Origin of the sequence: Williamsia sp. DF01-3 (assembly GCF_023051145.1) — a bacterium.
Classification (GTDB): Bacteria; Actinomycetota; Actinomycetes; order Mycobacteriales; family Mycobacteriaceae; genus Williamsia.
This window is the reverse complement of the sequence record NZ_JALKFS010000005.1, coordinates 1,498,490-1,515,624: the sequence shown is the minus strand read 5'-3', so window position 1 is coordinate 1,515,624 and position 17,135 is coordinate 1,498,490. Positions and strand designations below refer to the sequence as shown.

Below are 17,135 nucleotides of genomic sequence, written 5' to 3'. Positions count from 1 at the left end.
GCTTGACGACCCCACCAATTTCTAACATCATAGTCGACAAGTGCCGCATGTCACAATCTTGGAGGAGAACAGTGCACCCCACTTCCGACGATGCTTGCAAACTGCAGGTGTTACAGACAGTCAGGCTCAAAGGACGCACGAACCTCGAAGCCCTGGTCGAGAGACTGGCGCTACCTGCCGACGTGTTGACCGATACCGTCTCCGAACTGCAAGTAGCCGAATTGATCACAACAAATCCGGCCGGCAAGGTCCGGCTCGGGTCCGAGGGCCGAGGCCACCTCGAAGAGATGCTGAACATCGAAAGAGATGCACTCGACCCCGCCGCCGTCGACGCGGCGTACGGCGACTTCAGCGTCCTGAACACCGAGTTCAAGGCGCTCATCACCTCGTGGCAGATGCGTGATGAAGACACGCCCAACGACCACCGGGACGACGAGTACGACGCTGTGATCATCTCCCGGCTCGTCCAATTCCACGGGCGGGCAGCACGTACATTCGATCAGATCGCCGAGCGGATACCCCGACTCGCTCACTACCGATTGCTATTCGAGGCCGCCATCACGAATATCGTTGCCGGTGACAAGAACTGGATCTCGGGTCCCCTTCTGGACTCGTATCACACCCTATGGTTCGAGCTCCATGAGGAACTGATCTCTGTCAGCGGCAAGACCCGGGCGGTTGAAGCGGCGGCCGGTCATGCCGGCTGACTCACACCCGGCCCTGGCCCCGTCCAGCAGCCCCGAGATCAACAAGCTCGCTGCGGCACAAGGCGAACATCGGCTCCTCATCAACGGCGAACTGACGGAGAGCTCGACAGGTGAGTCATTTGACAACGTGAGCCCCGCCACCGGAGAGGTGCTCGGAACGACGTCGGCCGCCACCGCCTCTGACATGCAGCGGGCGATCGCGGGCGCCCGCCGCGCATTCGATGAGTCTTCCTGGTCGACCGATCGCGATCTGAGGACACGCTGCCTTCAGCAACTACAGCAGGCTCTAGACGCCGAGGTCGAAGACCTTCGAAACGAGTTGATCGCCGAGGCCGGAGCGCCCCACATGATGACCCGGACCGCGCAGCTCGACTGGCCGCTCGACGACGGCCTGCGCTTTCCGATGCAGATGATCAAGGACTTCGAGTGGGAACGCACCCTGCCAACGTCCGAGCTGCGCGGAGTGCGGAGCTCACGTGCAGTCCGGAAGGAGCCAGTAGGCGTCGTCGCGGCGATTACGCCCTGGAACTTCCCGTTCGAGATCGTGATCAACAAGCTGGGGCCCGCGCTTGCTGCGGGCAATTCGGTGATCCTCAAGCCGGCGTCGCTGACCCCTTGGAATGCGACACGGTTGGGTCGAATCGTCGCGGAGAAGACTGATATACCCCCGGGCGTGCTGCAAGTTCTGCCGACGCCCGATGCCTCGGTGACCGAGATTCTGTCGGTCGACGATCGGGTAGACATGGTGTCGTTTACCGGGTCCACCGGGGTCGGACGCCGGATCGTCGAAAAATCTGCCGGCAACCTGAAGCGGACGTTCCTCGAACTCGGCGGCAAGTCCGCGATGATCGTGCTCGACGACGCGGAGTTCGCGACGGCGCTGCCGCATGCCGCGCAGGCCTGCACCCACGCGGGACAGGGCTGCGCGCTGTCGACGCGGCTCCTCGTTCCACGTGCCCGGTATTCCGAGGCTGTCGACTTCGTCACCCATGTCTTCCAATCACTATCGATAGGTGACCCCGCAGACCCCCGCGTCTACGTCGGACCGGTGATCAGCGCCCGTCAGCGCGATTCGATTCTCGGATACATTGCCCAGGGCGTCAGCGAGGGTGGGCAAGTGACCACCGGTGGAACGTCCGCACCCGAACTGCCCGATCACCTGTCCGGTGGGTTCTTCGTCTCTCCGACCGTCATTGCCGGCTTGGACAATTCGTCTACACCGGCGCGTGAGGAGATCTTCGGACCGGTGATGACGGTCATCGCGTACGACTCGGAGGAAGACGCTATCGCGATCGCCAACGACAGTCCCTACGGATTGGCAGGCAGCATCTTCTCTGCCTCGACCGAACGTGCGCTCGCGGTGGCGCACCGGATCAGAACAGGTTCAATCTCCATCAACGGCGGGCTGTATTACGGCGCTGATTCCCCCTACGGCGGCTACAAGACAAGCGGCGTGGGCCGGCAGAACGGCATCGAAGGCTTTGAGCAGTACCTCGAGACGAAGTCGATTGCGTGGATTGCGCACCAGGAAGGTCAACTGCATGACTGACAGCAAAGGACGGGTGGCCGGAAAGGTCGCCTTCATAACGGGGGCTGCCCGCGGCCAAGGGCGAAGTCACGCAGTGACGCTCGCGGCCGAGGGTGCCGATATCATCGCCATCGACCTCTGCGAGGACATCGAGTCCAACAAGTACCCACTGGCGAGCACGGAGGACCTCGAAGAAACTCGCCTTCTGGTAGAAAAGGAGGGGCGCAAGGTCATCTCGGCGGTCATCGATGTGCGCGACCGCGCGGCAATTGAGTCATTTCTGAGCAAGGCGGTCTCCGACCTGGGCGGGCTGCACATCGTCGTGGCAAACGCCGGTATCGCACCATTGACCAAAGGGCTCCCCCCATGGCGTTCACCGACGCGGTCGATGTCGACCTCGTCGGGGTGCTCAACACGGTGCACGCCGCTTTGCCGCACCTGCAATCGGGCGCGTCGATCGTCGCCACCGGTTCGCTTGCCGGATTCCTCGGCGGAACTTCCAATCAAGGCGCGGGCGGCGCCGGTTACAGCTTTGCCAAACGCGTGGTTGCTCACTACGTCAACGATCTCGCCCTACAGTTGGCTCCCGCCGCATGCGGGTCAACGCCATACATCCGGGAAATTGCAACACAGATATGCTGCAGAGCGAACCGATGTACCGGAGCTTCCGCCCTGACCTGGAAAATCCCACACGCGAGGATGCGGAAATTGCGTTCCCCGTGCTCCAGGCGATGTCGGTGCCCTACGTTGAGCCCACCGACATCTCGCAGGCCGTCCTATACCTGTCGTCTGACGAATCACGGTATGTCACAGGTGCACAACTGCATGTCGATGCCGGTGCGTATGTCAAGGCCGTGCCGTGGAAGCAGTGACAGCAGAAAGAACGCCGGTCAACGATTCCGAGCGGAGACGATCAAGGTGAGTCAGATTCTCAATGGCATCCGAGTGGTAGAACTCGCCACTTGGGGTTTCATGCCGTCGGCAGGTGTGGTGCTCAGCGATTGGGGCGCGGAAGTCATCAAGGTTGAACACCCCGCGCACGGTGATCCCATGCGGGGTCTCGTCACCGGCGGGTTGTTGTCTCTGGGCGGCACGAGCGAAGCGAACTTCATGTGGGAGGCGACGTCTCGCGGAAAGCGGAGCATCGGCCTCGACCTCAAGCAACCGGCAGCCCGTGAAGCCTTCCTCAAGTTAATCGAAACCGCGGACGTGTTCCTGACGAACTATCTACCTGACGTCCGGGAGAAGCTCGGAATCGACGTGGACGATCTCCGTTCTCGCAATCCGCGCCTTGTCTATGCTCGCGCGAGCGGGCTGGGACCCGATGGTGACGAAAAAAACAGCGGCGGATTCGATCTCGCCGCCTACTGGGCTCGCAGTGGGGTCGCACATGCGACTACGCCAGCGTCGCTCGACTACCCACTTCCGATGCCCGGTCCGGCTTTCGGCGATCTCCAGGGGGGACAATACGCTGCCGGCGGAGTTGTCGGCGCGCTGTTTCAGCGGGAACGGACGGGCGAGGCGCCAGTTGTCGACGTGAGTCTGCTCGCCGCTGGTATTTGGTCGATGGGACCCCACATCTCCGCCAGTAGCGTGTACGGCATGGACATGGTTCCCGCTTCTGATCGCACCAAGCCCTCCAACCCGCTGTCGAGCACCTACCGAACCTCGGACGGGCGATTCGTTTCCCTGGTGATGTTGGAGAGTGACCGATTCTGGCCCGGGTTGGTGGCAGCACTCGGACGCCCCGAACTAGCCGACGACCCCCGGTTCGTCGACGCCGGCGCGCGGAAGGACAACAACGTCGAGTGCGTGAGGGTACTGGACAACATGTTCAATGAACTAACTCTCGACGCCGCCGCCCGGGCCCTGGGTTCGCAAAGGGGCGTGTGGGCGGTCGTCGCGACACCCAAGGAAGCTGCCTCCGACCCGCAGGCTCAGGCCAACGGATATGTCCAATACGTTGAGCTGCACGGCGGGCAGACAGTTGCCGTGGCGACGTCGCCGGTTCAATTCGACCAGTACACCCCTGCGGTGACACCCGGACCCGAGTTGGGCGAGAGCACCGAGATCCTGCTGCTCGAACTCGGTGTCGATTGGGATGACATCTCCGCGATGAAGGATAAAGGCGCTGTCAGCTGAGTATTCGGATACGACCGGACAGTGGGTAGCGTCAACCGGTATGACAGATCGCGAATCGCCCACGAGGCGCTCCCCTTACGGCAACAATTCGACATTGGGCGCCCTGGGGAACCGCACTCGGATGGAGATCGTCGAGGCCGCCCGCCACCTGTTCTCGGAACGCGGCTATCACGCGGTAACCGTGGAGATGATCGGTGAGCGGGCGGGCCGGTCCGGACCATCGGTGTACCAGTACTTCAAGAATAAGGGCGAGATCTTCCGCATATTCGTCGATGAGCTCGGCGGTGAACTCCTCGCGCACGCCCGAACGCTGGGCGACCTGACCGGAGCCGACGGACAGATCGTGATGTACGAGTTCATCTCAGGGCTGTCCCGGATTTTCGCACAGCACCGTGTCACGGCCATCGAATGGCCGGTGGCGGAAGAGGCCGAGCATCGCTTGCGCAGCCCGGCGGAGAACTTTCTGGAGGCTTTCTCGCGAGAGGTGCGGCCGCAGCTAGAACCCCTGGTGCCGGCATATGCCGGCGGGTATCGGCCTTTCGCCTTCGCCGTCTTGTCTATCGTCCAGTGGTCTGAATACACCCGCAGATCGCGAATGCCCCAATTGCCGCAGAGCGCACTCGATCGATATCTCGCGACGATTCTCCACCGGATCCTCTCGCCGCACCACCTTATCGAGGACGCGCAGCCCTCACACAGGCAGTCAGCTCAACCGAACAACTTCTTGACACCCGACGCGGACTTACCCCGACCGCCCGGCCTCCGCAAGCCGATCACCACGCGAAGTCGCGCCACCGTCGAGCGGATACTCACCGCCGCCACTGCGGTTTTCGCCCAAAATAGCTACGCGGGTACGACCATTCAACAGATCGCCGATCGGGCGCGGGTCGCGAAGCCGTCCGTGTACACCTACTGGGTCGACCAACGAGCGCTGTTCTCAACGCTTGCCTACAATGCGTCGACCGCCATCGAGAAGCTCTTGGCCGACGGCCTTCAGGGCGAAATATTCGAAAACGAGTCCGGCGGGCAGGCGTGGATCGACGAATGGCTGGACTTGATCGTCGAGCACGGCGCGGTGTTGCACATCTGGACACACGAGGTGGTCGAAGATGCCGAGTTGGGCCCCACTGCCGAGCAGATGTATGCCTTGGTCGCCGCCCGATTGAACAGCCTCATCGACAGCTCGCCCTTTGGCCGTGGCGACCCGGATCCGGCGGTGCCGCATCCCGGCACCATTCTCCTGTGGGCCTTGCTGGTCGAGTTTCCGTACACCCTCGCCGTCCAGCTCCCCGAGCTGGACCGGACACAGGTGCGCGATGTCATCTTTATGATGCTCAAGCGCGGATATCTGAGCGGCGGTTGACCTTTCATTCACGAGTATGGAGAACCGATGACGAACAACGATCTGGCCCGGCGCTTTCTACACACAAACCTCAATTGCACGGACACAGCAGCGGCGGCAGAATTCTACGCCGACGCCCTGGGCCTGAGCTGCAGGATGCGGACCGAGGCCCAACCGGGTCCCGGGACACTCTTCGGAATGGATCAAACAATCCATAACGACGCCTGGTTTCTGTACGACGACCGTGGGCCACGGCGGATCTGCGCCATCGAACTCCTCGACTGGTACGACCCCGTAGTGTACGGAGAGGTCTACCCTGACCTCGATCACGTCGGCCTGCACCGTTTGGGTTTTGTCGTAACTTCGACCACAGATGCCGAGCGCGCACTCGTCGCCGCCGGCGCGACGATTCGCTCCCACCGGGTTGGACCAGCCGTGCTGCAACCGGATTCGACGAGAGTCCTGATAGCCGAAGACCCTAACGGAATCGGGATCGAAGTGATTGAAGTACCCACCCATGACACCGACCCGCGCAGTTCGCGCATCACGGCGACGTGCTCGGATCTGGAACGGTCCGTGCAGTTCTACCGGGCCATCGGGTTCAACGAGGTCGAACGAGTCGACACCACCGCCGCCGACATCGACGCGGCCGCAGTCGCGCCGGAGCAGCCCGTGATCGCGGTGAAAATGCAGCTGCCCGATCACGATTACGCGCTTGTACTTCTCGGTTGGCCCCAGGGCGACGCACATGGTCAGGCATACCAGGAAGCGAATCACCGTGGACTCTTTCGCATGGCGCTGTCCGTCGACACGATCACTGCTGCGCGCGCCGAGATGGATCCGAGCATCATCGGTGCCGCCGACGAACCTATCTGGTGCGAGATGCCCGGAACCCCGCTCGGCGGGTTATTTGTGCAGTTCTTGAAGGACCCCGACGGTGTCACCGTCGAACTCGTCGAGCGCGCCCGGTCCGAGTTCAAGGCTGCTGGCGAATGATTGCGGACCAATCACATCCGGCGGGTGGCGAACCGCCATCGTCGAACCGAGCTCTGCCCGACCCATCCCCGTGGGCCGAGCAGTACTGGCGGTCGGGTGAACAGGGCATTCTCCAAGTGCAGCGCTGCCGGGCATGCGATCAGTGGTCGTTCCCACCGTCGCCGCGGTGCCGGTCTTGTTGGTCTGCCGACCTGGGATACGACGAGGTCGCCGGAACCGGGAAACTGCTCACCTGGACACGTAACGACCAACCCTGGCAGGAAGACCCGAAGCCGCCCTACTGGGTCGCTCTGATCGTGCTGGACGAAGGGATCCGGATTCTGATGAACATCATCAATGCCGACGAAGCGGCACTGACGAGAGGCACACGACTAGCAGTAGTTTTCCAGAACATCGGAGAGGGCGTCTGGCTTCCCCAGGCACGACTGGTTGGTGCATTCTCGTGACCGGGTTCGGCGAACGTGATGTCGTCATCAGCGGAGTCGGCCAGTCACAGGTGGGTCGGCGACTCAACGTTGCGCCGCTCGAGCTGACACTTCAAGCGGTACTGGCTGCCGCGGCCGAAGCGGGCCTGTCCAGGACGGATATAGACGGCATCTGCACGTGGCCGGGCGCCATGGAGTCGGCACCAGGTTTCTCAGGCGTCGGCACCACTGAGCTCCAGGATGCGCTCGGATTGGAGCTATCGTGGTACTTCGCCGGACCAGACGGTCCCGGCCAGTTGTCGCAGGTGGTCACCGCGGCGGCCGCAGTCAGTGCCGGCCTTGCCAATCACGTGGTGTGCTTTCGCACCGTATGGGAGGCATCTGCGCGATCCCGGCCTATAGGGTCCACCACGCGCGGGACGTCGCCGCGACGACGTGCCGCTGGATGGCGACAGTGGCAACAGCCCTACGGTGCCGGAGTCCCTTCGGTCTGGACCGCGTTGTACGCACGCCACTACATGGAAGAGTTCGGTCTCACTCGTGAACAGTTGGCTCAGGTCGCGCTGACCGCACGGGCCAATGCCGGATTCAACGACTCCGCTGTCTATACCGATCCGTTGAGCATGTCCGATTACTTGGAGAGCCGGACCATCTCCGACCCGTTGTGCCTCTTCGACTGCGACGTGCCCGTCGACGGCGCGACCGCGCTCATCGTGAGCCATCGGGACACAGTTGCCGATCTCGCTTGTACACCGATCGAAATAGCTGCGGTCGGTAGTGCGCAGCGCGACAGCCCCCTGTGGGAACAACGAACTGACCTGTCCACCATGGCCGCTCACGACGCCGCCGATATGATGTGGTCTCGCACCGACCTCCGGGCCACCGACGTAGATGTTGCCGAGTTGTACGACGGATTCAGTTTTCTGACAATAATGTGGCTCGAGGCGCTGGGCTTCTGCGGTCGTGGCGAGGCCGGTGGGTTCGTCGATGGTGGGCTCCGGATCGCCCGCGATGGTACGTTGCCGCTGAACACCCAGGGCGGTCAGTTATCCGGCGGGCGCCTCCATGGACTCGGATTCGCGGTCGAGGCAGTCCGACAGCTTCGTGGAGTTGCCGGCCGCCACCAGCTCCAACGCCGGCCTGAGGTCGCGGTCGCGTCGGCCGGTGGCGGCCCCCTCGCTGGGTGCCTACTCTTGACGCGCTGACATGCGTCAGGTCGGCTGACCGGTCTCGAACTCGATCGGCAGCGAATTGATCTTACGCACACCGGCCGGCCACTCGATTCGCAGATCCGTATCGGGTGCCAAGCGATAATTGGGGATTCGCTTGTGAAACTCCTCGATCACGAGCTTCAGCTCGAGCCGTGCCAGGTGGCTTCCCAGGCACCGATGCGGTCCTCCCCCGAAGGTGTAGTGGGGCTGGCGTCCGCGATCAAAACGAATCTCATCGGCATCTTCGTAGGTCTCTGGATCGCGGTTTGCCGCCCCGAGGACAACACGGACTCGCGAGCCTGCCGGCAACGCCGTTCCCATGATGTCGACGTGATCGGACGTGACCCGCGGGACCTCCCAGATCGGCGCCTCGACACGGAGAAGCTCTTCGACCGCGGTAGGCACGATGGAGAAGTCATCAAGGATCTGCTGCCGCAGATCCTCCCGTTGCGCGAAATGCGCGAACGACATCGACAAGGCCGCGGTCACCGTGTCGAGTCCGGCGATCACAAGCAGGAACCCCATTCCGATGATCTCCTGATCGGTCATCCCGTTCTCCGAATCCTGCTCGGCGAGAAGTTTTGTCAGAAGGTCATCTCCGTCGGAATTTCCGCGCCGCTGCTCGATGTATCCCGCCAGGTACTTGTACAGCTCTCCAGCGGCGGTACGCCGGGCCTTGTCGAGATCCGCACCCTCGTTGTCAACGGCACCGAGGATCGCATCCTTCCAGCCCAAGAACATGTCGCGATCTTCGAGCGGCAAACCGAAGAGCGTGAGAAAGACCTGCGTCGGATACGGGATCGCAAGTTGCGCGACGATATCGGCGTGACCGTCCGCGACAAACGAGTCGATGATGTCTCCGACCTGTGCGCGGAGTTCGGGTTCGATGCCGGCGAGCTTTTTCGGGTTGAAGAACGGGTCGAGCATCTTGCGAAACCGCGCATGATCTGGCGGATCGATCGAGATCGGGATCAGCGGGATAGGACTCGCCAGCCCGCTGAAAGCCAAAGCCGACGAGAATGGATACGGCTCCCGTAGAGCACGTTTGATCTCGTCAGCATCGGTAATCGCGACATCGCCATTACCGAGATCAACGACCGGACCGGCGTTGCGGAGTGTGGAATACGCCGCTGCGGGGTCATCCCGCATCGGCAGGTCCCCGAGTGCGATCAATGGGGGTGATGGCTGCGCGTTGGACACTGGAAACCGGGCTCCCTCGGTAGTTCGGGCGATCAATTGAGAATTTGGAGTTTCGGATACTCCCAGACCGCTAGTTGACTATGTTGTTAGAACATAGTGATGATGTGGGTCACAGTGCAACCCCATGACCGCCTGACACGTCTAGGAGGCTGAAATGCGACGAGCCGCGCTCCCCCGTCCGATCTCGTAGGCGGGCGGAGGCCTTCGACTCCTTCTGCGATAGCGTTCGACTACGGTGGGGTTCTGAGCCTGCCACCGTTCGACGCGTTGATCGCGTTGGAAGCGGAACTCGGGCTTGATACAGGCGTTCTGGTCGAGCCGTTTAGAACCGGCGATGCCTTCGCGGAGGCGGAGCTCGGCCAGACCACGGTTGCGGAGTGCTTCGCCACGTGGCGAGCCGCCTTCGAGGAGCAGTGGGGCATTCGACTTCGGTCGCGTCAGTTGTTCGGTGCACTCGGATCCGCAGGAGAGCCGAATGCCACTGTGATAGATCTTGTTTCGGGGCTCGCTGGCCGGTACCGGCTTGCGGTGCTGACCAACAACATCGCTGAGATGCGCGACCGATGGCAGTCACTGGTTCCGATCGAATTGTTCGAAACGGTGATCGATTCATCGGAAGTTGGGGTCCGCAAGCCCGATCCAGCTGTCTATCAACTCTTACTCGACCGCCTCGAACTCGAACCCCACGAAGTCGCGTTCGTCGATGACACGATGCCGAACGTGGAGGCCGCGCGGAAGATCGGCATGCTCGGAATACATTTCACTTCATCGCAACAGTTGACAGAAGACCTGCGGCGGCTAGGAATCGAGTAAACAAGCCCTCGGATCGTCATTTAGTCTTACGATTAGATGAATTCTACTAAAACAGACGTCTGGTGGAACGACGTGACGCCGCCACACCCCCACCTTAGGCTGGAGTGAACGTGAAAGTTGTTGTAACGAATGATACTTCGCTGACCTACGGTTCGCCCGTACTCACCGGAGTCGTACGTGAGCTCGCGGGCGCTGGAACTGACGTCAGGATCGTCGGACTCGACTCCTATCGTACGGGCCAAGACCTTGAGCGGTTGACCGAGGCTCTCGCCGACACCGACACGGTGATTGCGCTCGGCGATCCGGCCCGAACCCGCGAGATTGTGGACGCTGCCGCTTCGGCGGGCGTCAGACGATTTGTCCTGAGGTCGTCAGCGACCGTCTACGGATCGGCGAGCAGTCCACGCGCAGAGCAACACGACCTGGCGCCAGCTACCGCCGAAGCGCGCGCTTTCGTGACGGCAGAGGTAGCCGTGCAGTCGCGAGCCCACGAGTTCTCCGCAGGATCACTCGTCGTCCGGGCAGCACCAACCGCTGGCCGGCTCGGCACAGATTCGTTCACACGCAGGTTGTACAAACGAAAGCTCTCCGGAATCGGCACAGGAGATTATCGGTGGCAATTCGTGCACCACGAGGACCTCTCCCGCTTTCTCAGCACGGCGGCCGTCGCGTCCACGGTCGGAGTCGTCAACCTTGCGGCCCCCGGAAGCGTCACCGTGCGCGATATTGCCGACGCACTGCACCGGGGCTTCACGGACCGCGACGCACACGAGGCGCCACCGACGATTGATACGACACGGCTACAAGAAGCATTTGATTTCCAATTCGGCTGGGACACAGCGGGCGTGCTCACCGACCTTGCGCGCTCGGCGACACGCGAGTACATCTCGGGTGGAAGTCGGAAGTACTACCGGCGTCGGTTGGCATTCTCGCCAACCGACGTACCGTCCGACCTGCCGTCCTATGACGGTAACGAGTTGGTCGCCACGACATCGAGTGGAGTTGGCGGGGAGTTCGACGTACCGATCGATCCTGCATTCCCGGTTTTTACATCGTCGAACCTGTCCGAGGCGTTCCCCGGCCCGATGACAGCATTTTCGCTCGACGTCATGACGACCGCACTTCGCGCTACCCAGCACTGGACCTCGTACCTGACCAACCTCGACGAACGCCAACAGGCCGAGATGAACAGCCGAGCCGTCATCCCGGTCGCGCACCGCCTGTATCTCGGAGTGTCGAACATTCGCGAGATGGCCAAGCAACTGCCCGGTTGGTCACCCGAGGACATCGATGCACAGTACCTGGGTGTCGAACCCGCCGGTGAAAAGACCGCATCGCGGCCATCGCTCTCGGAGATCCGCAATGGGCTCACTGTTGCCTCACGATTCCTTCCCCGCGTCATCGGGATCAGGAAAGAAGCGGACCTTCTGCGGCACGAAGCCGACTTTCTCCTGGATGAGGCAGCACGCGCAGATGAACTCACCGATCCGGAGCTCGAAGCCCGATTGCGGCTTGCGTGCGACATGACCGCGCAGGGTTGGAACCTCGCAGCGTTCTCGTTCAGCGTGGTGGGAAGCGCCATGGCAGCTGCACGGAAGGCCGTCGGAGAAGACGACTTGGACTCGCTCAAAGTCGGTTCCGACAGTCTGACCAGCGCCGGTGCTCTTCGCGGTGTCTATCGGATCGCTGAGGCGATCACGGCAGATCCGCAGCTCTCCGACCGGATCCTCGGGCCCGAGAAGCCGCTGCTGGCCGATCTCCGCGCCTGCTCTCCGGCGTTCGCCCAGGTATTTGACGCAGTACTCAAGGACGTCGGCCACCGCGGACCGGGCGAAGGCGAGTTCGCCAACAAGACCTTCGGTGACGCACCTCAACAGCTCCTCGACACCGCCCTGTCCGTGGTCACCCGGGTGCACACCGAGGAAATCACGCATAAACCGAAACTGAAGGCTCGCGCCGCCGTGCGCTTCGCACGGCAATCGGTCCGCAATCGTGAGTACGCTCGGGATGTCTCCGTCAGGGTTCTGCATGCCGTTCGCCTTCTCGCACGGGAACGGGGCCGCCGACTCGTAGCTGCCGGTCGACTCGACGACGTTCAGGATGTCTTTCACCTGACCCTGGATGAAGCGTTGCTTCCGCCGACCAATTTAGCGGCACTGGTCGATCGCCGCCGCGCCGAACGTGCACGTCTCCGGAACGTTCGTGTTCCCGGAGTGTTCGAGCTGTCCTGGGAACCGCTTGCCGACGATGCCCTACCAACCTTGAGAGTCGGAGAATCGATCTCCGGGCAGTCGGCAGCGGTCGGCGTCGTCCGCGGCCGCATTCAGGTGATCGAAGACGCTTTCGACGGTGACCTCGACACCGGCGACATCTTGGTCGCACACGTCACCGACACCGGGTGGACACCCTTGTTCGGAGTCGCCTCAGCAGTGATCACCGACATCGGAGCGATGGCTTCGCACGCAGCCATCGTCGCTCGCGAATTTGGGATCCCGTGCGTTGTCGGGACACAGGACGCGACGAAACGCTTACTTAGCGGTATGTGGGTTGAAGTAGACGGGGGCGCTGGGACCATCACCTGTATACAAGCTGGGGCCAGCGAATCCAATCCGATAGAACGAGTCCAGCAATGACGACGGCCGAAGCGACGTCGCCACAACTCGAACCCAACGCCAGATCGCTCTGGGCCTACGCGTGGCCGACTGTGGGAGCTGCGGCCATCCTGTTGCAGATGTACATATTCGCGAGCTGGATCGCGGCTGGGCCCACCGCCCCCAATGCGGGTCCCGATCCTATTTCCGACTTCCCGCGGTATGGATTGATAGTTTTCCAGACAGCGATGATCGCGGTGGGGATCGGCGGTGTCATCTACATCGCGCGAACGTTGTGGAATAGAGAGTGCCTCAGCCTGTTTCAGTTGGTGATGATCGGCTGGTTGTGCACATGGTGGCAGGATCCGCTGGTGTCTATGGCCGAGCGCGGTTTCACCTACAACTCCAAGCTCGTGAACGCGGGGTGCTGGTGCGACCAGGTTCCCGGCTGGTCCAGCGAGAACGGATCACAGTTCGTCGAGCCACTGCTGATCACCCCGCCCGCATACCTCGTCGTCTTGCCTCTGGGGGCCCTGTTCAGTGCATACGTGATCAGATGGGTAGCCAAGCGCTGGTCGAACCTGAACGATGTTGTCCTCTTCGTCATCGGGTGGGCCGGTGTCTCGCTCCTGTTCCAATTCCCGCTCGAATTGATCGCAACCCGACTGATTCATGTCGATGTCTGGCTGAGCTCTCCCGGCAACGTTTCACTGTGGGGCGACCATTTCTACAAGATGCCTGTCTATGAATTCCCGCTGTTCGGTCTCGCCTTGGTGACCACTGGATGGGTTCTCTACCTCAACATGCGGGACGGAAAGAGTTTCTTAGACGTGCGGCTCGAGAGCGCGGGGATTTCTGGTAGACGAGCAAGCACCATGCGAGTGCTCGCGGTGATCGGGTACTCGAACTTCTCCAACGCGCTCTACATAGCGCTTTTCGTGATCGTATCGGTCGTCTTCAAAGACAGCATCCCAGCAGACACACCAAGCTGGCTGTTGTACGGCCGACACTGACGTTCAACGCACGACTTGCATCCGATGACCACTCGCGACGATTGGAGATACATGGCTGACGAATCCGAGGTTCTGCTGGACCAACGCGACCGGATCTTGGTGATCACCATCAACCGGCCAAGAGCGCGCAACGCGATCAACGGCGCCGTGAGCCAAGGGCTCGCGGCCGCTATGGACCGACTGGACACAGACCCCGGCCTATCGGTTGCAGTGCTCACCGGGTCCGGCGGAACATTCAGTTCCGGAATGGATCTCAAAGCATTCGCACAAGGCGAAAATGTCGTGGTGGAAGGCCGTGGTATGGGTTTCACCGAGCGCACCCCCAACAAGCCGGTGATAGCGGCGGTGGAGGGGTTCGCATTGGCGGCGGCACCGAGCTGGCGTTGGCGACCGATCTCATCGTCGCGTCGCGAGATGCGGTGTTCGGCATACCCGAGGTCAAGCGAGGGCTCGTCGCCGGTGGCGGCGGTCTCCTCAGACTCCCCGCCCGAATTCCGTACCAGATTGCCATGGAACTCGCGCTTACTGGCGACAACCTCTCCGCTCCCCGAGCATACGAACTTGGATTGGTCAACGTTTTGACTGACCCGGGCGAAGCGCTGAGGAGCGCGCTCATATTGGCCGAGAAAATAACCGCCAACGGCCCCCTTGCCGTCGCGGCCACCAAACAGGTGATCGCAGCAGCCAAGGGCTGGACGCCCGAGACGATGTTCGCTGAGCAGATGAAGATCATCATGCCGGTCTTCGCTTCTGAAGACGCCAAAGAAGGCGCGGTCGCATTCGCCGAAAAGCGACCACCGCAGTGGAAAGGACGTTGACCAAACCGATGACGGCAGATTGCGGTTTGACCGCAAGAAGCCAGCGACTGTGACATCCACTAGGAGTAAAATGCCTAAAGGGCAGAGGTGATTCGGCCTGGCCCTACATCGAGCGCGACATGGCGTCAGGATCAGGGTCTCGAGCTTCGCAGGAGGTGCCCCATGCGAGATCGGCGTGACCTCTCGGGCTTCCTCGACAAGCCCTGGTCCAAAAGTCGCAACAGCGCTCGACTCATTGGGCGACAAGCTGTAGGGCCCGACTCGGACGGCTCGTCGAATCAACTGAAAACACCGGACTTATAGGGTTTCGGCCCAATAGCTAGAAGATCAACGTAAGGAAGCAACAAATGGTCTTTGACCTGGTCGAACCAATCGAATATCTGGGTCTGGTGCACGGATAGGTGACAGGGTTAGTCACGCGGCCTGAGGGGCCTCGTGGTTGATGATGGTCTCGAATTCAATGGGGGTCAATCTGCCGAGGCGGTCCTGTCGTCTGCGGCGGTGGTAGGTCCGTTCGATCCAGTGCACGATGGCGGCCCGGAGCTCGTCTCTGGTGGCCCAGGATCGACGGTCGAGGACGTTGTTCTGTAGCAGCGAGAAGAAGCTCTCCATCGCCGCGTTGTCACCACACGCACCGACCCTGCCCATCGACCCGAGCATGCCGTGCCGGGTGATGGCCTTCTGCATCTTCTTCGAACGAAATTGAGACCCTCTATCGCTGTGCAGAACGCAGCCGGCCACGTCCCCTCGCCTGGCGACAGCGCTGTTCAGGGCGGCCACGGCCAGGCGGGACTTCATTCTCGAGTCGATCGAGTACCCGACGATCCGGCCCGAGTAGACGTCCTTGATCGCGCACAGGTACAGCTTGCCCTCGGCCGTCCAGTGCTCGGTGATGTCGGTCAGCCACAGCTCGTTGGGGCCGGGCGCGGTGAAGTCTCTCTTGACGAGATCGTCGTGTACAGGCGGGCCGGCCTTGCGGTGCTTGCCGCGGCCTCTCTTGCTGATGGTGCTGGTCCAGCCGCCGGCGGAGCAGATCCGCCACGCCGTCCGCCGGCACATCTTCTCGCCTGCGGCTTCGGCCTCGTCGGCGAGGTAGCGGTAGCCGAACTCCGGGTCTTCGCGGTGGGCGTCGAACAGGGCGTTGGCCCGGTACGCCTCGGCGAGCTCGGCGTCGGTGATCGGGTTCTTGCGCCACCGGTAGTAGGGCTGGCGAGCGATCTTGAGTACCCGACACGCCACCGTGACGGGGATGCCGTCAGCGGCCAGCTCACTCACGAGCGGGTACCACCTTTTCCCGGCAGATTCGCTTGGGACAGGTACGCCGCCGCCCGGCGTAAGACCTCGTTCTCCTGTTCAAGCAGGCGCACACGCCGCTTGGCCTCGCGCAGCTCACGCGATTCGGCCGACGTGGTGCCGGGCTTGATCCCGGCCTCCACGTCGGCCTTGCGGATCCAGTTGTTCAGGGTCATCGGGTGGATACCGAAGTCGGCAGCGATCTGTTCGAGAGTCACACCGTCTTCACGGTTCTGGGCGACGCGGACAACGTCGTCGGGGACTGCTGCACGGATAGGTGACATCTGATCTGGCTTGCCTTCGGGCGGTCGGGAAGGATGTAGCTGTGCCTAAGCCGTACCCCCAGGAGTTCCGTGACGATGTGGTCCGGGTGGCTCGTGATCGTGGCGAAGGTGTCACGATCGAGCAGGTCGCCAAGGACTTCGGTGTGCATCCGATGACGTTGCACAAGTGGATGCGACGCGCGGATATCGATGAGGGCCGCAGCCCTGGTGTGAGCGCGACCGAGTCCGCTGAACTGCGTGAGGCCCGTAAGCGGATCCGGCACCACTTCAGCGGGTCCCGGTTTTGTCCACGGTGTCTCGCCGAGCCGGACTGCATCTGGCAGAGGCAATGGGCGCACCCGTTGCTTCCGATCTGCCTGCGGCACCGACTGCGGTTGCAGACCCGGTGTCCCGGTTGCGGGCAGGTGCCATTCTCCGACACCACCTGGCTCGGCAGGCACGGCCCGCCATGGCACTGCCCCCAACGGTGTCCGCGCGAGAGCGCCGATCGGAAGGTGCGTCCGTTCTGCCGGCACGACTTGCGCGACGCCACCGTAATCGAGGCCAACGACGACCTGTGCACGGCCCAGCGGTATCTGACCGCGCTGGCCGAGGCAACCGACATCGACGATCCCACCTCCCGATACGACAGGACGGCCGCGACGACCCGATTCGAGGCCTTCTGCGACCTCGCCGCCGACAAAGTCGGCATCGAGGCCCTCGTCACCCTCGGCGCCCATCAGGAGCGTCAGCAAATCCGATGAGCACAGGACAGTCCACCCAGTTCGTGGCT

At 62.2% G+C, this 17,135-nt stretch carries 13 protein-coding genes and 2 pseudogenes; 13 read left to right on the top strand and 2 right to left on the bottom strand.

The window, feature by feature from the left end; genetic code table 11:
• Positions 1 to 71 precede the first annotated feature (71 nt).
• The 8 genes and pseudogenes from MVA47_RS09205 to MVA47_RS09170 all read left to right on the top strand — a co-directional run bounded on the left by MVA47_RS09205 (position 72) and on the right by MVA47_RS09170 (position 8,345).
• A complete protein-coding gene (locus MVA47_RS09205; protein ID WP_247207577.1) occupies positions 72 to 707 on the top strand; it encodes a MarR family transcriptional regulator in 636 nt (211 codons plus the stop codon).
• Complete coding sequence (locus MVA47_RS09200; RefSeq protein ID WP_247207576.1) at positions 697 to 2,256, top strand: aldehyde dehydrogenase family protein; 1,560 nt, start codon at positions 697 to 699, stop codon at positions 2,254 to 2,256. Before MVA47_RS09205 ends, MVA47_RS09200 begins: the two co-directional genes overlap by 11 nt.
• Positions 2,249 to 3,107 (top strand): annotated as a pseudogene (locus MVA47_RS09195) (mycofactocin-coupled SDR family oxidoreductase). Before MVA47_RS09200 ends, MVA47_RS09195 begins: the two are co-directional and overlap by 8 nt.
• Positions 3,108 to 3,153: 46 nt before the next feature.
• Complete coding sequence (locus MVA47_RS09190) at positions 3,154 to 4,377, top strand: CaiB/BaiF CoA-transferase family protein (protein WP_247207575.1); 1,224 nt, start codon at positions 3,154 to 3,156, stop codon at positions 4,375 to 4,377.
• Positions 4,378 to 4,417: 40 nt separating this feature from the next.
• Positions 4,418 to 5,740 carry a TetR/AcrR family transcriptional regulator gene (locus MVA47_RS09185; protein ID WP_247207574.1) on the top strand — a complete coding sequence of 441 codons (1,323 nt, stop codon included), beginning with the start codon at positions 4,418 to 4,420 and terminating at the stop codon, positions 5,738 to 5,740.
• Between the two features lie 27 nt (positions 5,741 to 5,767).
• Positions 5,768 to 6,715, top strand: a complete 948-nt coding sequence (locus MVA47_RS09180) for a VOC family protein (RefSeq protein WP_247207573.1) — start codon at positions 5,768 to 5,770, stop codon at positions 6,713 to 6,715.
• Entirely contained in the window at positions 6,712 to 7,161 is a 450-nt protein-coding gene (locus tag MVA47_RS09175; RefSeq protein WP_247207572.1) for a Zn-ribbon domain-containing OB-fold protein, read from the top strand. Before MVA47_RS09180 ends, MVA47_RS09175 begins: the two co-directional genes overlap by 4 nt.
• Entirely contained in the window at positions 7,158 to 8,345 is a 1,188-nt protein-coding gene (locus tag MVA47_RS09170; RefSeq protein WP_247207571.1) for a thiolase family protein, read from the top strand. The genes MVA47_RS09175 and MVA47_RS09170 overlap by 4 nt, the downstream gene beginning before the upstream one ends.
• 6 nt (positions 8,346 to 8,351) lie before the next feature.
• Here the strand turns inward: MVA47_RS09170 and MVA47_RS09165 are convergent, their stop codons facing one another.
• The gene (locus MVA47_RS09165) at positions 8,352 to 9,500 is read right to left on the bottom strand and encodes a cytochrome P450 (RefSeq protein ID WP_247207570.1); all 1,149 of its coding nucleotides are present in this window, start codon (positions 9,498 to 9,500) and stop codon (positions 8,352 to 8,354) included.
• Positions 9,501 to 9,818: 318 nt separating this feature from the next.
• Between MVA47_RS09165 and MVA47_RS09160 the strand changes: the two genes are divergently transcribed.
• The 4 genes and pseudogenes from MVA47_RS09160 to MVA47_RS09145 all read left to right on the top strand — a co-directional run bounded on the left by MVA47_RS09160 (position 9,819) and on the right by MVA47_RS09145 (position 14,786).
• Positions 9,819 to 10,364: an HAD-IA family hydrolase gene (locus MVA47_RS09160; protein WP_247207569.1), complete on the top strand. Its 546-nt coding sequence runs from the start codon at positions 9,819 to 9,821 to the stop codon at positions 10,362 to 10,364.
• Between the two features lie 110 nt (positions 10,365 to 10,474).
• Positions 10,475 to 12,997, top strand: coding sequence for a PEP-utilizing enzyme (locus tag MVA47_RS09155; RefSeq protein ID WP_247207568.1), 2,523 nt, complete (start codon positions 10,475 to 10,477; stop codon positions 12,995 to 12,997).
• Positions 12,994 to 13,968, top strand: coding sequence for a spirocyclase AveC family protein (locus MVA47_RS09150; RefSeq protein ID WP_247207567.1), 975 nt, complete (start codon positions 12,994 to 12,996; stop codon positions 13,966 to 13,968). The genes MVA47_RS09155 and MVA47_RS09150 overlap by 4 nt, the downstream gene beginning before the upstream one ends.
• 51 nt (positions 13,969 to 14,019) lie before the next feature.
• Positions 14,020 to 14,786 (top strand): annotated as a pseudogene (locus tag MVA47_RS09145) (crotonase/enoyl-CoA hydratase family protein).
• Positions 14,787 to 15,200: 414 nt separating this feature from the next.
• Here MVA47_RS09145 and MVA47_RS09140 read toward each other — a convergent pair.
• Positions 15,201 to 16,363, bottom strand: a protein-coding gene (locus MVA47_RS09140; protein ID WP_247207566.1) for an IS3 family transposase whose coding sequence is annotated in 2 segments (ribosomal slippage) — positions 15,201 to 16,079 and positions 16,082 to 16,363 — 1,161 coding nt in all. Because the reading frame shifts where the segments join, the coding sequence is not laid out codon by codon here.
• A gap of 41 nt (positions 16,364 to 16,404) precedes the next feature.
• Here MVA47_RS09140 and MVA47_RS09135 point away from each other — a divergent pair.
• Entirely contained in the window at positions 16,405 to 17,106 is a 702-nt protein-coding gene (locus MVA47_RS09135; protein WP_247207565.1) for a TniQ family protein, read from the top strand.
• Positions 17,107 to 17,135 lie beyond the last annotated feature (29 nt).